The sequence below is a fragment of the Stappia sp. genome (assembly GCF_048261845.1).
Lineage (GTDB): Bacteria > Pseudomonadota > Alphaproteobacteria > Rhizobiales > Stappiaceae > Stappia.
Genome location: NZ_JBLXFR010000008.1, coordinates 22,725 through 40,087, shown reverse-complemented (window position 1 = coordinate 40,087; position 17,363 = coordinate 22,725). Strand labels below are relative to the sequence as shown.

Here is a 17,363-nt window from a genome sequence, read left to right as displayed (position 1 = left end):
GGCATTCAAGCAGGAGATATGTCCGGGGCCGTGTTGTCCGCCCGCGCGCCGGTCAGACCCACTTGCGCATGATCCACATCCACTGGGAGGGGTACTCGCGGATCCACTGCTCGAACAGCGCATGGTAGCGCCGGGTGGCTTCCAGGGCGTCCGCCTTGCGATCGCCGGTATCCGGCATCTCGACGATACGGGCCTCGATCCGGAAGCGGTTGCCCGGGAGGCGGACGACGCGACTCGCGACGAGTGGAACGCCTGCCGCACGCGCGATGGTCGCAGGATAAAGGGTTGCATAGGCGTCGTGCCCGAAAAACGGTATCACGCCACCCCGGCGGTCCTGAAGGTCGGCCAGCATCGCGGTTCGGCCACCGGAGCGCGCCAGGGTCAGCAGCCTGCGTGCGGTTTCGTGGTTCTTGGGGAACAGTCCTGCGGGGTAGAGCCTCGCGCGCAGGTCGTAGACAATCCGGTCCGTCAGCGGGTTTTTCAGCGACTGGTAGACACCGGCCGGCTGCCACCCGGCGGCAAGACCGCCCAGCGCCGTTACTTCCCAATTGCCCGCATGCAGTGACACCACAACGGCGCCGCCGTCACCGACCGTCTCTCGAACGGCATCGATATCGTAGTCGAAACGCGCGGAATCGGCGGAAATCCGGTCGAGCTGCAAGGTTTCGGCGGCGATGCGTCCGAGGTTTTCCCACATGTCGCGGACGATCCGCTGCTTCTCGCGGGGGGAAAGCCCGGGCATCGCGCGGGAGAGATTGCCAAGCGCGCGCCGGTGGCGGCTGTTGAACGGCGCGATGAAGCGCCACGCCTTGCCCATCAGCCACGATGCCGTGTCGGGCGGCAGCAGGCGCAGCAACCAGAGGATGAAGGCGAGCGCGGCCCATTCGGCCCGATACCGAAGCCCGTGCAGTTCTGAGCCCTTGGTCATCTGCCCGACCGGGTTTGAGGTTGCCGTCTCATCGCAAGCTGTCGCCGCTCCGCGTCATTCCAAAGTTCCCTTCGCTGCCGTTGACCGGTCTTTGCGAACCCGCTAGGCCTGCGGTGATTAACCAAGCGGCCCGGGCTTGGCAACATGCCGGCCGCATGCGGACACCTCCTCGTGTCCGCCGGAGACCCCGATGGAAAATGTGATTTCACTGGCGCTTCCGTTCTTCGGCCTGATCTTTCTCGGGGTCGCGGCCGGAAAGCTGAAGAAGATCCCGGCGTCGGGGCTCGCCTGGATGCAGTTTTTCATCATCTATATCGCGTTGCCGGCCCTGTTCTTCCGCCTGCTGGCCAAGACGCCGATCGAGGAACTGACCAATATCGGCTATGTCGCGGCAACGACGTTCGCAACCTACTGCGCCTTTGCCGTCGCCTTCTGCGTGGGGGTGCTGGCCTCGCGCGGCAACATTCCGGAGGCGACCATCCAGGCGCTTGCCGGATCCTATTCCAATATCGGCTACATGGGGCCGGGCCTGACACTGGCCGTGCTCGGCCCGGCGGCGGCCGTGCCGACGGCGCTGGTCTTCTGTTTCGACAACATCCTGCTGTTCACGCTGGTGCCGTTGATGATGGCGATCGGCGGCACCGACAACGAACCTCCACTGACCATGGCCGTCACGGTCCTGAAGCGGATATTCACTCATCCCTTCATCCTTGCCACGATAGCAGGCGTGTTTGCCGCGGCAGTTCAGTTCCAGCCTCCTCAGGCGATTGAAACCCTGCTGACCTTCCTGAGCAATGCGGCAGCTCCCTGCGCTTTGTTTGCCATGGGCGTGACGGTGGCCCTGCAGCCGCTGGGACGCACGCCGCTGGAACTGCCGGTGATCATGGCCGTGAAACTGGTCGTCCATCCGTTGATCGTATTGGTGCTGCTCAACTGGGTGGGCGGTTTCGATCCGGCCTGGGTGGCGACCGCCGTCCTGATGGCCTGCCTGCCGCCGGCGGCGAATGTCTTCGTGATCGCCCAGCAATATCAGGTCTATGTCCAGCGCGCGTCCAGCGCGATCCTGCTCGGGACCATTGCCTCGACCATCACGGTCTCTGTCTTCATCTACCTGATCACCGAAGGGCTCCTGCCGCTGAATTGAACAGCCTTGGCAGAAGAGGGAGCTGCATGAACGAACAACCGCTTTCCGGCATCACCGTCGTCGATTTCAGCACGCTGTTGCCCGGTCCCCTGGCCAGTCTGATGCTCGCCGAGGCGGGCGCGACAGTGATCAAGATCGAGCGACCGGGCGGCGAGGACATGCGCTTCTTCCCGCCGCGCGTCGGGCCGGCAAGCGCGCTCTATGCGATGCTCAACCGGGGCAAGACCTGCGTCGAGGCCGACCTGAAGAATCCGACCGACCGCGACAAGGTCCTGGCGCTCGTGGACGGGGCCGATGTCGTCATCGAGCAGTTCCGCCCCGGCGTGATGCAGCGTGTCGGGCTTGGCGCCGATGTGCTGATGGCGCGCAATCCGCGCCTTGTCCATTGCTCGATCACGGGTTTCGGGCAGACAGGCCCTCGGGCGGGCGAGGCAGGGCACGACCTCAACTACATGGCCCTGACCGGCCTGCTTGCGCTGTCCTGCGGCACGGCCGAAGCGCCGGTGCTGCCTCCCGCTCAGCTTGCCGACATTGGCGGCGGCAGTTTTCCGGCGGTCATCAACATCCTGCTGGCGCTGTTCGCACGCGAACGGACGGGAAGGGGATCGCTCATCGACATCGCGATGTGCGACGCGATGTTCACTTTCGCGTTGTTTGCCCATGCGAAGCTTGCCGCAACCGGCATCCTTCCGGGCAATGGCGATGATCTCCTGACCGGCGGCTCGCCGCGCTACCGGATCTATCCGGCCTCCGACGGCGGACTGATCGCGGTCGGCGCGCTCGAGGAAAAGTTTTGGGCGGCGCTGTGCGAGGCGGTCGGGCTGGCCCCGGACCTTCGTGACGACGCGCGCGATCCTGTGGCGACCGGCGCGGCAATTGCCGCCCGTTTCGCCGCGCACGACACGGCCCACTGGTCAAAAGTGCTTGCGGCCGCGGACTGCTGCGCCACACCGCTCGCAACGCTGGAGGAGGCCCTGCGTGATCCGCATTTCATGGAGCGTGGGCTGTTCGACCACGTCGTCGAGACCGGCGCGCATCGTCTGCCGGCGACCGTGATGCCGATCGCTCCGGCATTTCGCGGTCCCCGGACCGCCAAGGCGCCGCTTTGAACGGCTGCTGATCAGCTGAGCGAAAGCCCGCGCATCAAGCGCGGCCGCGCCATCATCGGCGCAATGCCCTCGCGCATCAGCAGGCGGCGCAGGGGAGGCACACGGCTGGCCGCATAAAGCCCGACGCTGCGCAGCGCCTGCACCGGCAACAGGTCGCTCATCAGCGACCGGTTGAGAAGGTCGACCGCAGTGGTCCGCGAGGCGATGTCCGGGCGCCGGGCGCGCTCGTAGCGGGCAAGAACCGCGTCCGAGCCGATATCCTCGCCCTTGCTCCTGGCCGCGACCAGCAGTTCGGCAAGCGCCGCGACATCGCGCAGTCCGAGGTTGAGCCCTTGCGCCCCGATGGGCGGGAAGGCGTGAGCTGCCTCGCCGACGAGCGCACAGCGATTGGCGGCGACCGTTTCCGCCGTCATGCCGCCAAGCGGATAGACCTGCCGCTTGCCGGCGATCCGCATGCGCCCGAGAATCGAGGCAGCCCGGCGCTCCAGTTCCAGGGACAGCGTCTCGTCGTCCATGGCGAAAAGCCGCTCGGCCTCGTCGGGCTGTTCCACGCAGACGAGCGAGGACCGGCGGCCCGTCAGGGGCACCAGCGTGAAGGGGCCCGTTGGCGTATGGAACTCGTTGGAATGGTTGTGGTGCGAAACCTCGTGCTCGAGGTTGAGCACCAGCGCGGATTGCGGATAGCGCCAGGACTTCGCCGCGATGCCGGCAGCCGTGCGCACGGCCGACATGCGGCCGTCCGCGCCGATGACGAGACGTGCCTCGACCTGTCGGCCGCTCTCCAGCACCAGCGTTGCACCGTCGGTCCCGGTCTCGACATGCGCCAGCCGGTCCTCGATGCGCAGCAACGAGGCTTCCTGCCCGCAAGCGGCGGCAAGGGCGCTGTTCAGTTCGCTGTTCCGGATGTTGTGGCCGAAGGCATCGAGCTTCAGTTCCGATGCATCGAAGACGACCTCCGGCGCGCGCAACAGGCGCCCCGTGGCATCGATCAGGCGCATGTGCCGAAGCGGCGCCGTATGCGGCTCGACGTCGGCCCACAGCCCGAGTGCGCGCAGCATCTCCACGGACGAATCAAGAAGCGCCGTCGTCCTGTCGTCATGTGCAGGCAGGGCCGGGGCGACAAGCGCCACGGAAAACCCGTGACGGGCAAGCGCGATCGCCATCGTCATGCCGGAAGGACCCGCGCCGACAATCGCGACAGCCACCTTGTCGGCAGGGGGCCCTGCCGTCGATTTTTCCGAACTGGCGGATCTGCGCTTTGTCATTGCCGGCTCCCTCGGCGGATCTGCATACTCTCTCGTGTGGAAGATGACTGTCCGGCGCGGATTTGCAAGCTCGGGACATGCGCGATTGGTCGCATCCGCAAGGACGCGGATGAACGGATGCACCTCCTTTGCTACCTGTGACCGCGTGCCTTGCGCGGGGCCGAAACGCGGAAACGGAGAAGCGTACATGACCGGACGGGCGAAAACGCAGCGGGACGGAGCAGGGCGCATGCCGGGCCTGCACGCGCTTGCCCGCAGGCCCAGGGGCGCCGTCTTTCTGGCTGTCGGCGTGGCAGCGCTGGCCGGATGGGCCTATCTCGCGGCGATGGTCACGGCCATGGTTCCGGTCATGGACATGTCGGAACTCGGGCCCGGGATGGGGGCATTCAACCGGTTCAACATCTTTTCAGGGCTTCCGGCGGAAGCACGCGCGGCCCTTGCCGCCATCTGCCTGCCGGAAGGGGCGGCAACCTTCGGCATGCCTGTCGGCAGTGCGTGGTCTGCCGGCGATGCCGGCCTTGTCTTCGTCATGTGGGTGATGATGGCGCTGGCCATGATGCTGCCCGGTGCCGCACCGATGATCGCGACATACTCGGAGCAGCCGCGCCTGATCGCGGGGCGTGACGCGCGCGCCCTGCCGGTCGTGACCCTTGCGCTCGGCTATCTTTCCGTCTGGGTTGCCTATGCGGTCGTCGCGACCGCGGCACAGGGCGGGCTGACCGCCCTGCGACTGGTGTCGCCGATGATGGCGCCGGCAACACTCGTCCTTGCCGGGACCACGTTGATCGCGGCGGGGATCTACCAGTTCACGCCGGCCAAGCTTGCCTGCCTCATGCGTTGCCGTCGCCCGCTTCCCTTTTTCCTCGAACGGGTGCCGGAGGATTACTTCGGCGTGTTTCGTCTTGGCGTCTTCCAGGGATTGCTGTGCCTTGGCTGTTGCTGGGCACTGATGACTGTGATGTTCGCGGTCGGCATCATGAATGTCGTGTGGATCGCCGTTCTGGGACTGCTGATGGCTGTCGAGAAGACCGTTCACGCCATGTGGGTGCCCCGCGCCGTCGGGGCACTGTTCCTGCTTTGGGGCGGTTTTTTGCTGGCGGCCTCCGATGCCGGGAAGGCAATAACAGGGTTTTGAGCAGGCCGTCGGCGCAAGATCATTTGCGACAATTCCATGTCAGTTGTGTTGCAGTCTGGCGCACATGAAGGCATAGGAAGAGTTTGGGAGATGTTTCTCTCGTCTCGTCGGATCGACGACGCGAACCATTTCGCGAGGCAAGGCCTGTGGCAAAGGGCAAGATGGCGGATATCGACGCAGGCGTCGCGGAACGGCTCAAAAGCGCCCATCCGCTGTTTCTCATTCATGTCCTGACCGCGCTAGGCGCTCCCATCGCGTTGCTCGCCCTGCTGGCCGGATCGCGGGGCGACTGGAGCATGCTTTTCGTCTGGCTCGGCATTGCGCTCGTCATCGACGGCATCGACGGCCCCCTGGCGCGCCGTTTCGATATCGCCAGGCGCATGCCGCAATGGTCCGGCGCCTCGCTGGATTTCGTCATCGACTACGCCACCTATGTCTTCCTGCCGGCTTTCGCCCTTGCCGCCAGTGACATGCTGTCGACGCCCTGGAACTGGATCTGCGGCGGCCTCGTCGTGTTCACCGGTGCGCTGTACTTCGCCGACAACGGCATGAAGCAGCCGGACGGCTCCTTCAAGGGGTTCCCGGCCGGCTGGAACATGGTCGTCTTCGGCCTGATGGTGCTGTCGTCGTCGCAGGTGTTCACGGTGATCTTCGTGGTCGCGCTTTGCGCACTGACATTTGCCCCGATCCGCTTCATCCATCCGGTGCGCGTCGTGAAGTGGCGCATCCTGACGCTGGCCATGACGCTCGTGTGGTTTGTCGCGGCAGGGTTCGCCATCGCCAACGGCATGTCGGCGGAAGGCATCGCCAAGTGGGCGCTCGCCGTTTCCAGCGTCTACCTGCTCTGCGTGTCCGCCGTGCAGCAGGGCCTTGGAGCCCTGCGCGGGGCCTGAATTCCCACTTGGATTCCGTCCGGGCATTTGTCATGAGGAGGTGAGGGCGGCGCTCCTTTCCCCCGATGCCGCCCCTTGCAAGACGAGGACCCGGCATGATCGAACTGCTGAATGATCCGGCTGTCTGGGCAAGCCTCCTGACCCTGACGGTCATGGAGATCGTGCTCGGCATCGACAACATCATCTTCATTTCGGTACTGGTCAGCCGGCTCGACCCGCAGCAGGCCAAGCGTGCCCGCCAGATCGGTCTGGCGCTGGCCCTGATCTTCCGCATCGCGCTCTTGTCCATCCTGACGGTGCTGATCGGCCTGACCGCGCCGGTCTTTATCGTTTTCGGAGAAGACATCTCCTGGCGCGACCTGATCCTGCTTGCCGGCGGCCTGTTCCTGATCGTCAAGGGCACCCACGAGATTCACCAGGGCATCGAGGGCGGCCACGATGCGGGCGGATCGGCGGCGGTGGCGAGCTTCGGCGCGGTGATTGCCCAGATCATCGTCATCGACATGGTGTTCTCGGTCGATTCCATCGTCACGGCGATCGGCATGGCCGAGCATATCGAGGTGATGGTCGCGGCCGTGATCATCTCGATGATTGCGATGTACCTGGCTTCCGGGCCGATCTCTGCCTTCGTCCAGAAACATCCGACGACCAAGATGCTGGCGCTGGCCTTCCTGCTTCTGATCGGCGTTGCGCTGGTGGCGGACGGTCTCGGCTTCCACATCCCGCGCGGCTACATCTACTTCGCCATGGCCTTCTCGGCCGGTGTCGAGATCATCAACATCCTGGCGTCGCGTCGCCGCCGGGCGAAACACCAGTAACGCGAAAAGGGTTGCCGGCACCTCCCGGCAACCCCATGATCCCGTCCAGTTCGACAACAAGTCCCGATGGGAGCACAGGAAATGGTTCACGCAATCAGGGTTCACGAGACCGGCGGACCCGAGGTCATGCGCTGGGAGGAAATCGAGGTCGGGGCGCCGGCAGCGGGCGAGGCGCGCGTCCGCCACACGGCGATCGGCCTGAACTTCATCGACACCTACTTCCGCTCCGGCCTCTATCCGGCGCCTGCAGGCACGCCGTTCATTCCCGGCAACGAGGGGGCGGGCGAGGTCCTGGCCGTTGGCGAAGGCGTCACCCATGTCGCGCCCGGCGACCGGGTTGCTTATGTCGGCCCGCTCGGATCCTATGCCGAGGAGCGGCTGGTGCCGGCCGACAGGCTGGTCAGGATCCCGGAAGGGGTCGACGACAAGACGGCCGCCGGCATGATGCTGAAGGGCATGACCGCGCGCTATCTCTTGCGACGGACTTTCAACGTCACCTCGGACACGACGCTGCTGTTCCACGCGGCGGCGGGCGGCGTCGGCCTGATCGCCGGCCAGTGGGCGGCGAAGCTCGGCGCAACGGTGATCGGAACGGTCGGGTCCGAGGAAAAGGCTGAGCTCGCCCGGGCCAACGGCTACACTCATGTGATCAACTACCGGAGCGAGAATTTCGTCGAGCGGGTGCGCGAGATCACCGGCGGCAAGCTTTGCGACGTCGTCTATGATTCCGTCGGCAAGGACACCTATCCCGGCTCGCTCGACTGCCTGCGGCCGCTCGGCCTGTGGGTTTCGTTCGGCCAGTCGTCGGGCCCCATCACCGATTTCAATCTCGGCTTGCTCGGCCCGAAAGGCTCGCTCTTCGCGACCCGTCCGACGCTCTTTTCCTATATCGCCACGCGCGCAGACCTCGAGGAGACGGCCAACGACCTCTTCGACGTCGTTCGCTCGGGCGATGTGAAGATCCAGGTGAACCAGGAATACGCGCTCTCCGATGCCGTGCGTGCCCACCAGGATCTTCAGGGCCGCAAGACCACGGGCACGACGGTTTTCGTTCCCTGAACACACACCGGGAGAGGAGCCGCTTTCAAGCGGTTCCTCTCCCGGTGCAACCGGACGGCAGGCCATGGATCGTGCGCGTCATCTCTATGGTCCTGCGCTTCGCTATTTCGCGGCAGTGGCCGCATCCGGATCCATTCGCGCCGCGGCGCGCGAACTCAACGTCGCCTCGAGCGCCGTCAACCGGCAGATCCTCTGGCTTGAGGAAACCCTCGGACATGCGCTTTTCGACCGGGTGGCACGGGGCGTCCGGCTGACACCGGCAGGCGAGATCCTGCGCGCCCATGTGCTTCGCACCCTGTCGGATTTCGATGCCACCGCCGGCGATCTCGACGCCCTGACCGGCATGCAGCGCGGCGGCGTGCATGTCACAAGCGTTGAAAGCGTGGCGGAAAGCCTGTTGCCCGGGGTCATCGCGGCGTTCCGGCGCAAGTTCCCGGGCATTCATATCACCGTCCGGCTCACCGGTTCCGAGCAGGTGGCGCAAGCGGTCATCGCCGGCGAGACCGATGTCGGTTTCACCTTCGAGCCGCCGGAGGACCCGCGTCTCGACATCGCCTTTCACCGCGATCTTGCGATCGGCGCCGTGGTTCGTCCCGGCCATCCGCTGACGGGTACGCACCGGCCGAGCCTTGCCGAGTGCCTGGCCTATCCCTTCTGCCTGCCGTCGCCCGGACTGTCGCTGCGCAAGCGGATAGACCTGGTGCTTGCCGACCAGCCGCTCGGCCTGGGAGCCTTTGTCGAGGCGAACTCGCTGAAGCTGATGAAAGCCCTTGCCATTGCCGACGATGCCGTCATCTTCCAGACCATTCTGGGGCTGGAGCGCGAGCTTGCCGACGGATCGCTTGTCTTCCTGCCCCTGCGCGATCCGCCGCTGCAACGGGACCGGTTCACGGTGCTGACGTCGTCGCATCGCGGGCTCAGCCATGCGGCACATGCGTTCTTTGACCATTCCGTGACCGCATTGAGAGAACGCCTTTCACATATCGATGCCGAAACGGCATCTTAGGGCGCGCGAATCTGTTCTGGTCGCTGTCACAATGCTGTTGCACTCTTTCAAGGCGTGCCCAAGCGACGGTCATGGTTCAGACTTGACCGGACCCCGGCGCGCGACGCCGAACAGATACGGAATGGGACGATGGGACGACTGACCACGCATGTTCTCGACACCGCGCTTGGCAAGCCCGCAGCCGGCCTTGCCCTCTCGCTGTGGAAGGCCGAGGGAGCGGACGACGAGGCGTTCAGCTGCATTGCCCGGGCCGTCACCAATGCCGATGGCCGTGTCGATGCCCCGCTGCTGGAAGGCAATGCCTTCGTGACAGGCATTTACGAGCTCAGGTTCGAGGCAGGCGCCTATCTGGCCACTTCGGGGGCCAAGCTGCCCGATCCGCCGTTCCTCGATGTCGTTCCGCTGCGCTTCGGGATCGCCGACGCCGCCGCGCATTACCACGTGCCCCTGCTGCTCTCGCCCTTCGGCTATTCCACCTACAGGGGGAGCTAGGCGATGCGCCGGCAACTCCGCTTCCTGCACAAGGGTCAGATCGTCGAACTCGCCGATGTGCGACCCACCGAAACGGTGCTCGACTATCTGCGTCTGCGGCGGGGTCTCGTGGGTACCAAGGAAGGGTGCGGCGAAGGCGATTGCGGGGCCTGCACGGTCGCCATCGGCCGGTTGGTCGAGGGCCGGCTCGTCTATCAGCCGGTCAATTCCTGCATCCAGTTTCTCGGCATGCTGGACGGCGCGGAACTGGTCACCGTGGAGGACCTCGCTCAGGACGGGCGTCTGCACCCGGTGCAGCAGGCCATGGTCGACTGCCACGGGTCGCAATGCGGGTTCTGTACGCCCGGCTTCATCATGAGCCTTTTCACCTTGTATCACGCCCCCGATGCACAACCGACGCGCAAGACGGTCACCGACTGGCTGGCCGGCAACCTGTGCCGTTGCACGGGGTATCGCCCGATTGTCGACGCTGCGATGGAGGCCTGTTTCCAGGTGGCGGACGATGCGTTTTCGCGCCGCGCGGAGGAGACGACGGCCGCGCTTCTGGAGATGGCCGGGGACCCGCACGACCTGTGGCTCGGCGACGAACAGCGGTTCTTCGCAGCGCCGGCCTCTCTCGACGCCCTGGCGGCACTTTGCGAGGCGCATCCCCAGGCCACCATCGTTGCCGGTGCCACCGATGTCGGGCTCTGGGTGACCAAACAGCTTCGCGACCTGCCGCAGGTGATCTGGCTCGGGCGGGTACGCGATTTCGAAAAGGTCGAGGAAACGTCCGGCGGCGTGCTGATGGGGGCCGGTGCGACGTTCTCGGACACGCACGCCTTCATGGCGCGGATCGATCCGGATCTCGGCGAGTTGTGGCGGAGGATCGGATCCCGGCAGGTGCGGGCCTCCGGAACGGTCTGCGGCAATATCGCCAACGGTTCGCCCATCGGCGACAGCCCGCCGGCGCTGATTGCGCTCGGTGCGACGCTGGAACTGCGCAAGGGGGCGGCCTCGCGCACGGTGGCGCTTGAGGATTTCTTCATCGATTACGGCAAGCAGGACAGGGCGCCCGGCGAGATCGTTACCGGTCTCTACGTGCCACGCCTTGATCCCAATCATGCGTTTCGCTGCTTCAAGATATCCAAGCGCTTCGACCAGGACATCACGGCTGTGCTTTGCGCGCTGCGCCTGACGCTCGCCGACGGAATCGTGACGGACGCGCGCCTTGCATTTGGCGGCATGGCGGCCACGCCCCGGCGTGCGGCAAAAGCTGAGCTGGCGCTGATCGGGGCGCGGCCCGACCAGCCGTCGAGCTGGGCGGCGGCGCTGAAGGCGCTCGGAGACGATTTCGATCCGATCAGCGACATGCGCGCCAGCGACGCGTATCGCCGGGAGGTGGCACGCGCCTTGCTCGCAAAGTCACTGGTGGAAATCGGCGGAACGCCGGACGAGAGGACGCGGGTGACCGGTTTGCGTGGCGGAGAGACAAGCAATGCGGCTTGAAGACCACACCGGTGCGGCAGAGAGCGGGCTTCGGCAGGTGCGCCAGCCGTCGCCGCATGACAGCGCCGCACGCCATGTCACCGGCGAGGCCGTCTATGTCGATGACATTCGCGAGCCGGCCGGCACCTTGCATGTGGTGCCGGGATGGGCACGTGACGCGACAAGAGGCAGGATCGTCTCGCTCGACCTGGACGCAGTGCGTGCTGCTCCCGGCGTCGTCGCGGTTCTCACCAGCGCCGATGTGCCCGGCAAGAATGACGTTTCGCCGGCGCTAGGCGACGAGCCGATGTTCGCCGACGAAGAGATTTCGTTCTGGGGGCAGCCGGTCTTCGCGGTCATTGCCACCACCCGCGAGGCAGCCCGCCACGCGGAGCGCAAGGCACGGTTCGAGATCGAGGCGCTTGCCCCGGTGCTGACTGTGGAGGACGCCGTTTCGGCGGATACGACCGTCCTGCCGGACTACCAGTTCCGCAAGGGGTCTCCGGAGACCGGACTGGCCACCGCGCGCCAGCGACTGGAAGGGTCGATGCGGATCGGCGGGCAGGAGCACTTCTATCTGGAAGGGCAGGTCTCGCTGGCGGTGCCGGGCGAGGACGGCGACATGTTCGTGCATACCTCGTCGCAGCATCCGAGCGAGACGCAGCACGTGATCGCGCGCGTGCTCGGCGTTCCGGATGCGGCGGTCACCGTCGAGGTGCGGCGCATGGGCGGCGGCTTCGGCGGCAAGGAGTCCCAGGCCAATCACTGGGCCGGGATCGCTGCCGTCGCGGCGCGGGTGAGCGGGCATCCCTGCAAGATGCGTCTCGACCGTGACGACGACATGATCATGACCGGCAAGCGGCACGATTTCCGTGCCGACTGGATTCTCGGACATGACGAGAACGGCCTGGTGCGTGCCATCGACATGCGCTTCTTCGCCCGCTGCGGGTATTCCGCCGATCTGTCGCTCGGCGTCGTCGACCGGGCGATGTTCCACGCCGACTCCAGCTACTACTATCCCGATGCCCTGATCCATTCGCGCAGGCTGAAGACCAACACCTGTTCGAACACCGCCTTTCGCGGGTTTGGCGGGCCGCAGGGGATGCTTGCGGCCGAGTTGATGATGGACACGCTCGCGATCCGTCTCGGTATTGACCCGCTCGATATCCGCAAGCGGAATTTCTACGGCGAGGGACGTGATGTCACGCCCTTCGGCATGAAGGTGGAGGAGCATGCCACCCTGCATGCCGTTGTCGACCAGCTGGAGGAAAGCTCGGACTACCGGGCAAGGCGGGAGAGCATCGCCGCCTTCAATGCAGCGAGCCCGATCCTCAAGAAGGGCCTCGCCCTGACGCCGGTGAAGTTCGGCATCTCCTTCACGCTCAAGCATCTCAACCAGGCCGGTGCGCTGGTGCATCTTTACACCGACGGTTCGATCCATCTGAACCACGGCGGCACCGAGATGGGGCAGGGGCTGTTCCAGAAGGTCGCCCAGGTCGTCGCCGAGGAGTTCGGCGTGTCGCTCGACCGTGTGAAGATCACCGCCACCCATACCGGCAAGGTGCCGAATACCGGCCCGACGGCAGCGTCCTCCGGCACGGATCTCAACGGCATGGCCGCAAGGATCGCCGCGGAAAAGATCAAGGCGCGGCTGGTTGCCTTCGCTTGCGAGCGCTTCCAGGTCGAGCCCGATGCCGTCGCCTTCCAGGACAATGCCGTGCGTATCGGCGAGGAAACCGTCTCCCTCGGCCAGCTCGCGCGCGAGGCCCACATGGCGCGGATCCAGCTTTCCGCCACGGGGTTCTATGCGACGCCGGGCATCACCTGGGACCGGCCGAGCGCTTCCGGCCAGCCGTTCTTCTACTTCGCCTATGGCGCGGCCTGTTCCGAGGTCACCATCGACACGATGACCGGAGAAATGCGCGTCGACCGGGTCGACATCCTTCACGATGTCGGCCATTCCCTCAATCCGGCCATCGACATCGGCCAGATCGAGGGAGGTTTCGTGCAAGGGATGGGCTGGCTGACGACCGAGGAGCTCGTCTGGGACGATGCCGGACGGCTGCGCACCCATGCACCTTCGACCTACAAGATCCCGACGGCCTCCGACGTGCCGGAGGATTTCCGTGTCGAGCTGTTCGGTTCAAGCGGCAATCCGTCGCCGACCGTCTATCGCTCCAAGGCGGTGGGCGAGCCCCCGGTGATGCTGGCAATCTCCGTGTTCAGCGCCATCCACGATGCGGTGGCGAGCCTCAATCCCGGCGCGGTGCCGGAGCTTGATGCTCCGGCGACACCGGAACAGATCCTCAAGGCCGTTTCCCTCATGAAGCGGAGCAGGGGGCGCGCATGAGGGAACCGTGGAGCGCTGTTGCCGAATTGCTGGGGCGCCACGGCACATGCGCCATGGTCAGTGTCCTGGCGCTTGAAGGATCCGGTCCGCGCGAGGCGGGCGCGCGCATGGTGGTCGCGCCCGACGGTTCGTTCCACGGGACGATCGGCGGGGGAACGCTGGAATTCGAGGCCATCGCCCTTGCACGGCAATGCGCACGGGCTGCCGATGACCGGCTCACGCTGCGCGGGTTCTCGCTCGGTCCCGACCTTGGTCAATGCTGCGGCGGGCGCGTGACGCTCGCGGTGGAGAGCTTCAGTTCAGCCCGCCAGAACGAAGTGGAGCGGATTGCAGCGGCGGCGCGGTCGGGGGGGCTCGCGACCCGCGCCCGGATCGCCGCTGACGGGACGGTCGGGCCGCGCGAAATCCTGTCGGGGGACGATGCCGGCGGGCCAGCGCTGGATCTTTCGGGATCCCTGTTGTTCGAGCGCTTCGACGCGCCGGCGACCTCCCTCCTGCTGTTCGGGGCGGGTCATGTCGGCCGCGCCCTTGTTCTCGCGCTCGCGCCGCTGCCATTCAGGATCAGTTGGATCGACAGCCGCGCGGAGGCGTTTCCCGGCCGTGCGCCGGCGAATGTCGTATCCATCCATCACCCCGATCCGCCATCCACGCTGTCCGGCGGGCCCGAAGGCTGGGGCCTTCTCCCTCCGGGCGGAGCCGAGGTGCTGATCATGACCCACGATCACGCGATCGACCTTGCCATCGCCGATGCGGCCCTGCATCAGGCAGGCGTTCGCGGGGTCGGCATGATCGGCAGCCGCACCAAGGCGGCCCGGATGCGCTCCAGGTTGCGCGCTGCCGGCCATGGCGAGGACGCGCTTGCGCGCTTTCGCTGCCCGATCGGCATCGCCGGGATAACATCGAAGGAGCCGGCCGCCATTGCCGTTGCGGTGGTGGGCGAACTGATGATCCGCCGGGAGGCGGCCGCGACTTTCCACAACAAAGACGATGGCAGGCTTGCCGGGGGACTGAGGGCCGTATGACAAGGGCTCGGGGGGAGCGATGACAGACAGACTACCGACCGATCCGCCTGCGCCAGGCCGCGACCGGCAGGGAGAAATCCTGCTGGAGGCAAAGGGAATTTCCAAGCAGTTCGGCGACATTCTCGCCAATGACGACGTGTCCCTGACGCTGCGTGCGGGGGAAATCCATGCGCTGCTGGGCGAGAACGGCGCCGGCAAGTCGACACTGGTCAAGATTCTCTATGGTGCGCTCGAGCCGAACGCCGGCAGCCTGCACTGGCAGGGCAGGGAGGTGTCGATCGAGACGCCGGCTGAAGCACGTCGCCTCGGCATCGGCATGGTGTTTCAGCATTTCTCGCTGTTCGAGGCGCTGACGGTCGCGGAGAACATCGCGCTGGCGATGCCCCGCACGATCTCGATGCGCGATCTCTCCGCACGCATTGGCGAGGTGTCCCGGGACTATGGTCTGACACTCGATCCCGGCGCCGTCGTCGCGGACCTTCCCGTCGGCATCCGTCAGCGCATCGAGATCGTCCGCTGCCTGCTCCAGGAACCGCGACTGATCATCATGGACGAGCCGACCTCCGTGCTGACGCCGCAGGAGGCGGACCAGCTGTTCCTGACATTGCAGCGCCTCACCGCGGAAGGCTGCGCCATCCTCTACATCTCGCACCGGCTTGAGGAAGTGCAGCGGATCTGTCACCACGCCACCGTGATGCGTCACGGCAAGGTGGTGGCCGAATGCGATCCGGCACAGGAAACCGCCGGTTCGCTGGCAAGGCTCATGGTCGGCACGGCGGTACACGACCTGAAGCGCGGCGTGCCGGCCCGGGAAGGCGTGGCACGGCTGGAGCTCTGCGGATTGTCGGCCGGGCCTGAAGGCCCGTTCTCGGTGCCGCTCGAGGACATAGACCTGGCGGTCCACGGGGGTGAAGTTGTTGCGATTGCCGGCATCGCGGGAAACGGGCAGGGGGAACTCTTCGACCTGGTATCGGGAGAACGGCAGGCGACACGGGCGGAAAACGTCCAGATCGACGGCAAGCATGTTGGTCGCACGGGCATCACGGAGCGGCGGCGGTCGGGGGCGGCCTTCGTTCCCGAAGAGCGACTTGGCCACGGCGCGGTGCCCGGTCTGAAGCTTTCGGAGAATATCGTGCTGACGCGCCATGCCACGGGCGACGAGCTGACGCGCGGCGGTTTCGTCGACGGTTCGCGCGCGAGCCAGATGGAGCAGCGCATCAAGACCAATTATGATGTACGCATGTCGCATGACGACCCGGAAGCGCGCTCGCTTTCGGGCGGCAACCTGCAGAAATTCGTGATCGGCCGCGAACTGGACCGCCAACCGGGCGTCCTCGTCGTCAATCAGCCGACCTGGGGGGTCGATGCGGGTGCGGCAGCTCTTATCCGCCAGGAACTGATCGACCTTAGCCGGCAGGGCGCGGCCGTCCTGGTCATCAGTCAGGATCTCGACGAGATCTTCGAACTGGCCGACAGGATCGCCGTCATCTCGCGTGGGCGGCTATCCCGGCCGGAACCGGCGCGCGGCATGACGCGCGAGCGCATCGGCCTGCTCATGGGCGGCGTTGAAGAAGAGAGCGGGGACGCCACACATGCGGCTTGAGTTGGAAAAACGCGCCGAACGATCCAGCCTGATGGCACTGTTGTCGCCGGTGATCGCGCTTGCACTGACGCTTGTCACCGGAGGCATCCTGTTCGCCGCGCTGGGGCAGAACCCGGCCATTGCCCTCTACACGTTCTTCATCGAACCGCTGACGGCGTCCTGGTCCTTGCAGGAACTGGTCGTCAAGGCCACTCCGCTGATCCTGATCGGTGTCGGCCTTGCGGTCTGCTATCTGTCGAACAACTGGAATATCGGCGCGGAAGGACAATTCACGTTCGGCGCCATTGTCGGCTGCATCCTGCCGATCATGTTTCCCGCCTTCGAGAACGTCCTGACGCTGCCCCTGATGCTCGTCATGGGCATTGCCGGGGGCATGGCCTGGGCAGCAATCCCGGCCTTTCTCAAAGTGCGGTTCGGCACCAACGAGATCCTGACCAGCCTGATGCTGGTCTATATCGCGCAGCTTCTGCTCGACTGGCTGGTGCGCGGTCCCTGGCGTGACCCGGACGGGTTCAACTTTCCCGAAAGCAGGGTTTTCTCCGAAGCGGCAACGCTGCCGGCGCTGGCCGACGGGCGCATGCATGTCGGGGCCATCTTCGCCGTTATCGCCGTTCTGGTCCTCGCCGTGGTCCTGCTCAAGTCGCTGAAGGGCTTCGAGATCAGGGTTCTGGGCCAGGCTCCAAGGGCGGGCCGGTTCGCCGGCTTCTCGCAGAACCGGATGGTCTGGTTCGCCTTCCTGCTTGCCGGCGGCCTTGCCGGCCTTGCCGGTATCAGCGAGGTCTCCGGCTCCGTGAACCAGCTGACGCCGATCGTCTCGCCCGGTTACGGGTTCACCGCGATCATCGTCGCATTTCTCGGCCGGCTCAACCCGATCGGAATTTTCTTTTCCGGCTTCCTTCTGGCCCTGTCCTATCTCGGCGGGGAGGCGGCGCAGGTCGGTCTGGGCATCTCCGACAAGACCACCCGCGTCTTTCAGGGCATGCTGCTTTTCTACGTGCTCGCCTGCGACACGCTCATCCTGTACCGGGTCCGGTTGGGGCGGCCGGCGGCGACGGGCAGGGGGAACTGATCC

General features: G+C 65.7%; 15 protein-coding genes. 13 read left to right on the top strand and 2 right to left on the bottom strand.

Annotation, left to right across the window (positions count from 1 at the left end; translation table 11 throughout):
- Positions 1–52: 52 nt before the first annotated feature.
- Positions 53–928 carry a lysophospholipid acyltransferase family protein gene (locus ACN0T5_RS05550; protein ID WP_417767628.1) on the bottom strand — a complete coding sequence of 292 codons (876 nt, stop codon included), beginning with the start codon at positions 926–928 and terminating at the stop codon, positions 53–55.
- A 190-nt stretch (positions 929–1,118) separates the two neighbouring features.
- Between ACN0T5_RS05550 and ACN0T5_RS05545 the strand changes: the two genes are divergently transcribed.
- The gene (locus tag ACN0T5_RS05545) at positions 1,119–2,072 is read left to right on the top strand and encodes an AEC family transporter (RefSeq protein WP_417767627.1); all 954 of its coding nucleotides are present in this window, start codon (positions 1,119–1,121) and stop codon (positions 2,070–2,072) included.
- Between the two features lie 26 nt (positions 2,073–2,098).
- Complete coding sequence (locus ACN0T5_RS05540) at positions 2,099–3,181, top strand: CaiB/BaiF CoA transferase family protein (protein ID WP_417767626.1); 1,083 nt, start codon at positions 2,099–2,101, stop codon at positions 3,179–3,181.
- 11 nt (positions 3,182–3,192) lie between these two features.
- On the opposite strand, the gene ACN0T5_RS05535 is transcribed toward ACN0T5_RS05540, so the two are convergent.
- Entirely contained in the window at positions 3,193–4,446 is a 1,254-nt protein-coding gene (locus tag ACN0T5_RS05535; RefSeq protein ID WP_417767625.1) for a UbiH/UbiF family hydroxylase, read from the bottom strand.
- 187 nt (positions 4,447–4,633) lie between these two features.
- Here ACN0T5_RS05535 and ACN0T5_RS05530 point away from each other — a divergent pair, with 187 nt between their 5' ends.
- From ACN0T5_RS05530 to ACN0T5_RS05480, 11 genes are all read left to right on the top strand, one after another.
- Positions 4,634–5,581, top strand: coding sequence for a DUF2182 domain-containing protein (locus tag ACN0T5_RS05530; protein ID WP_417767624.1), 948 nt, complete (start codon positions 4,634–4,636; stop codon positions 5,579–5,581).
- Between the two features lie 161 nt (positions 5,582–5,742).
- Complete coding sequence (locus ACN0T5_RS05525; RefSeq protein WP_417767623.1) at positions 5,743–6,474, top strand: CDP-alcohol phosphatidyltransferase family protein; 732 nt, start codon at positions 5,743–5,745, stop codon at positions 6,472–6,474.
- A gap of 95 nt (positions 6,475–6,569) precedes the next feature.
- Positions 6,570–7,292 carry a TerC family protein gene (locus tag ACN0T5_RS05520; protein ID WP_417767622.1) on the top strand — a complete coding sequence of 241 codons (723 nt, stop codon included), beginning with the start codon at positions 6,570–6,572 and terminating at the stop codon, positions 7,290–7,292.
- Between the two features lie 81 nt (positions 7,293–7,373).
- Positions 7,374–8,351: a quinone oxidoreductase family protein gene (locus ACN0T5_RS05515; RefSeq protein ID WP_417767621.1), complete on the top strand. Its 978-nt coding sequence runs from the start codon at positions 7,374–7,376 to the stop codon at positions 8,349–8,351.
- 64 nt (positions 8,352–8,415) lie between these two features.
- Positions 8,416–9,357 carry a LysR family transcriptional regulator gene (locus ACN0T5_RS05510; RefSeq protein WP_417767620.1) on the top strand — a complete coding sequence of 314 codons (942 nt, stop codon included), beginning with the start codon at positions 8,416–8,418 and terminating at the stop codon, positions 9,355–9,357.
- Positions 9,358–9,486: 129 nt separating this feature from the next.
- On the top strand, positions 9,487–9,849 hold the full coding sequence (uraH, locus tag ACN0T5_RS05505; protein ID WP_417767619.1) for a hydroxyisourate hydrolase: 363 nt from the start codon (positions 9,487–9,489) through the stop codon (positions 9,847–9,849).
- A 3-nt stretch (positions 9,850–9,852) separates the two neighbouring features.
- A complete protein-coding gene (xdhA, locus tag ACN0T5_RS05500) occupies positions 9,853–11,337 on the top strand; it encodes a xanthine dehydrogenase small subunit (RefSeq protein WP_417767618.1) in 1,485 nt (494 codons plus the stop codon).
- Positions 11,327–13,666 carry a xanthine dehydrogenase molybdopterin binding subunit gene (xdhB, locus tag ACN0T5_RS05495; RefSeq protein WP_417767617.1) on the top strand — a complete coding sequence of 780 codons (2,340 nt, stop codon included), beginning with the start codon at positions 11,327–11,329 and terminating at the stop codon, positions 13,664–13,666. Before xdhA ends, xdhB begins: the two co-directional genes overlap by 11 nt.
- Positions 13,663–14,688: a xanthine dehydrogenase accessory protein XdhC gene (xdhC, locus tag ACN0T5_RS05490; RefSeq protein ID WP_417767616.1), complete on the top strand. Its 1,026-nt coding sequence runs from the start codon at positions 13,663–13,665 to the stop codon at positions 14,686–14,688. Before xdhB ends, xdhC begins: the two co-directional genes overlap by 4 nt.
- A gap of 19 nt (positions 14,689–14,707) precedes the next feature.
- The gene (locus ACN0T5_RS05485) at positions 14,708–16,291 is read left to right on the top strand and encodes an ABC transporter ATP-binding protein (protein ID WP_417767615.1); all 1,584 of its coding nucleotides are present in this window, start codon (positions 14,708–14,710) and stop codon (positions 16,289–16,291) included.
- On the top strand, positions 16,281–17,360 hold the full coding sequence (locus ACN0T5_RS05480) for an ABC transporter permease (protein ID WP_417767614.1): 1,080 nt from the start codon (positions 16,281–16,283) through the stop codon (positions 17,358–17,360). Before ACN0T5_RS05485 ends, ACN0T5_RS05480 begins: the two co-directional genes overlap by 11 nt.
- The last annotated feature ends 3 nt before the right edge of the window (positions 17,361–17,363 follow it).

What these genes read in the sequence shown, in the direction of transcription:
- ACN0T5_RS05540 (WP_417767626.1), top strand. Translation starts at nt 2,099, where the DNA reads ATGAACGAACAACCGCTTTCCGGCATCACCGTCGTCGATTTCAGCACG.
- ACN0T5_RS05545 (WP_417767627.1), top strand. Translation starts at nt 1,119, where the DNA reads ATGGAAAATGTGATTTCACTGGCGCTTCCGTTCTTCGGCCTGATCTTT.
- ACN0T5_RS05550 (WP_417767628.1), bottom strand. Translation starts at nt 928, where the DNA reads ATGACCAAGGGCTCAGAACTGCACGGGCTTCGGTATCGGGCCGAATGG.
- ACN0T5_RS05515 (WP_417767621.1), top strand. Translation starts at nt 7,374, where the DNA reads ATGGTTCACGCAATCAGGGTTCACGAGACCGGCGGACCCGAGGTCATG.
- xdhC (WP_417767616.1), top strand. Translation starts at nt 13,663, where the DNA reads ATGAGGGAACCGTGGAGCGCTGTTGCCGAATTGCTGGGGCGCCACGGC.
- ACN0T5_RS05530 (WP_417767624.1), top strand. Translation starts at nt 4,634, where the DNA reads ATGACCGGACGGGCGAAAACGCAGCGGGACGGAGCAGGGCGCATGCCG.
- ACN0T5_RS05480 (WP_417767614.1), top strand. Translation starts at nt 16,281, where the DNA reads ATGCGGCTTGAGTTGGAAAAACGCGCCGAACGATCCAGCCTGATGGCA.
- ACN0T5_RS05525 (WP_417767623.1), top strand. Translation starts at nt 5,743, where the DNA reads ATGGCGGATATCGACGCAGGCGTCGCGGAACGGCTCAAAAGCGCCCAT.
- ACN0T5_RS05485 (WP_417767615.1), top strand. Translation starts at nt 14,708, where the DNA reads ATGACAGACAGACTACCGACCGATCCGCCTGCGCCAGGCCGCGACCGG.
- xdhA (WP_417767618.1), top strand. Translation starts at nt 9,853, where the DNA reads ATGCGCCGGCAACTCCGCTTCCTGCACAAGGGTCAGATCGTCGAACTC.
- uraH (WP_417767619.1), top strand. Translation starts at nt 9,487, where the DNA reads ATGGGACGACTGACCACGCATGTTCTCGACACCGCGCTTGGCAAGCCC.
- ACN0T5_RS05520 (WP_417767622.1), top strand. Translation starts at nt 6,570, where the DNA reads ATGATCGAACTGCTGAATGATCCGGCTGTCTGGGCAAGCCTCCTGACC.
- ACN0T5_RS05510 (WP_417767620.1), top strand. Translation starts at nt 8,416, where the DNA reads ATGGATCGTGCGCGTCATCTCTATGGTCCTGCGCTTCGCTATTTCGCG.
- xdhB (WP_417767617.1), top strand. Translation starts at nt 11,327, where the DNA reads ATGCGGCTTGAAGACCACACCGGTGCGGCAGAGAGCGGGCTTCGGCAG.
- ACN0T5_RS05535 (WP_417767625.1), bottom strand. Translation starts at nt 4,446, where the DNA reads ATGACAAAGCGCAGATCCGCCAGTTCGGAAAAATCGACGGCAGGGCCC.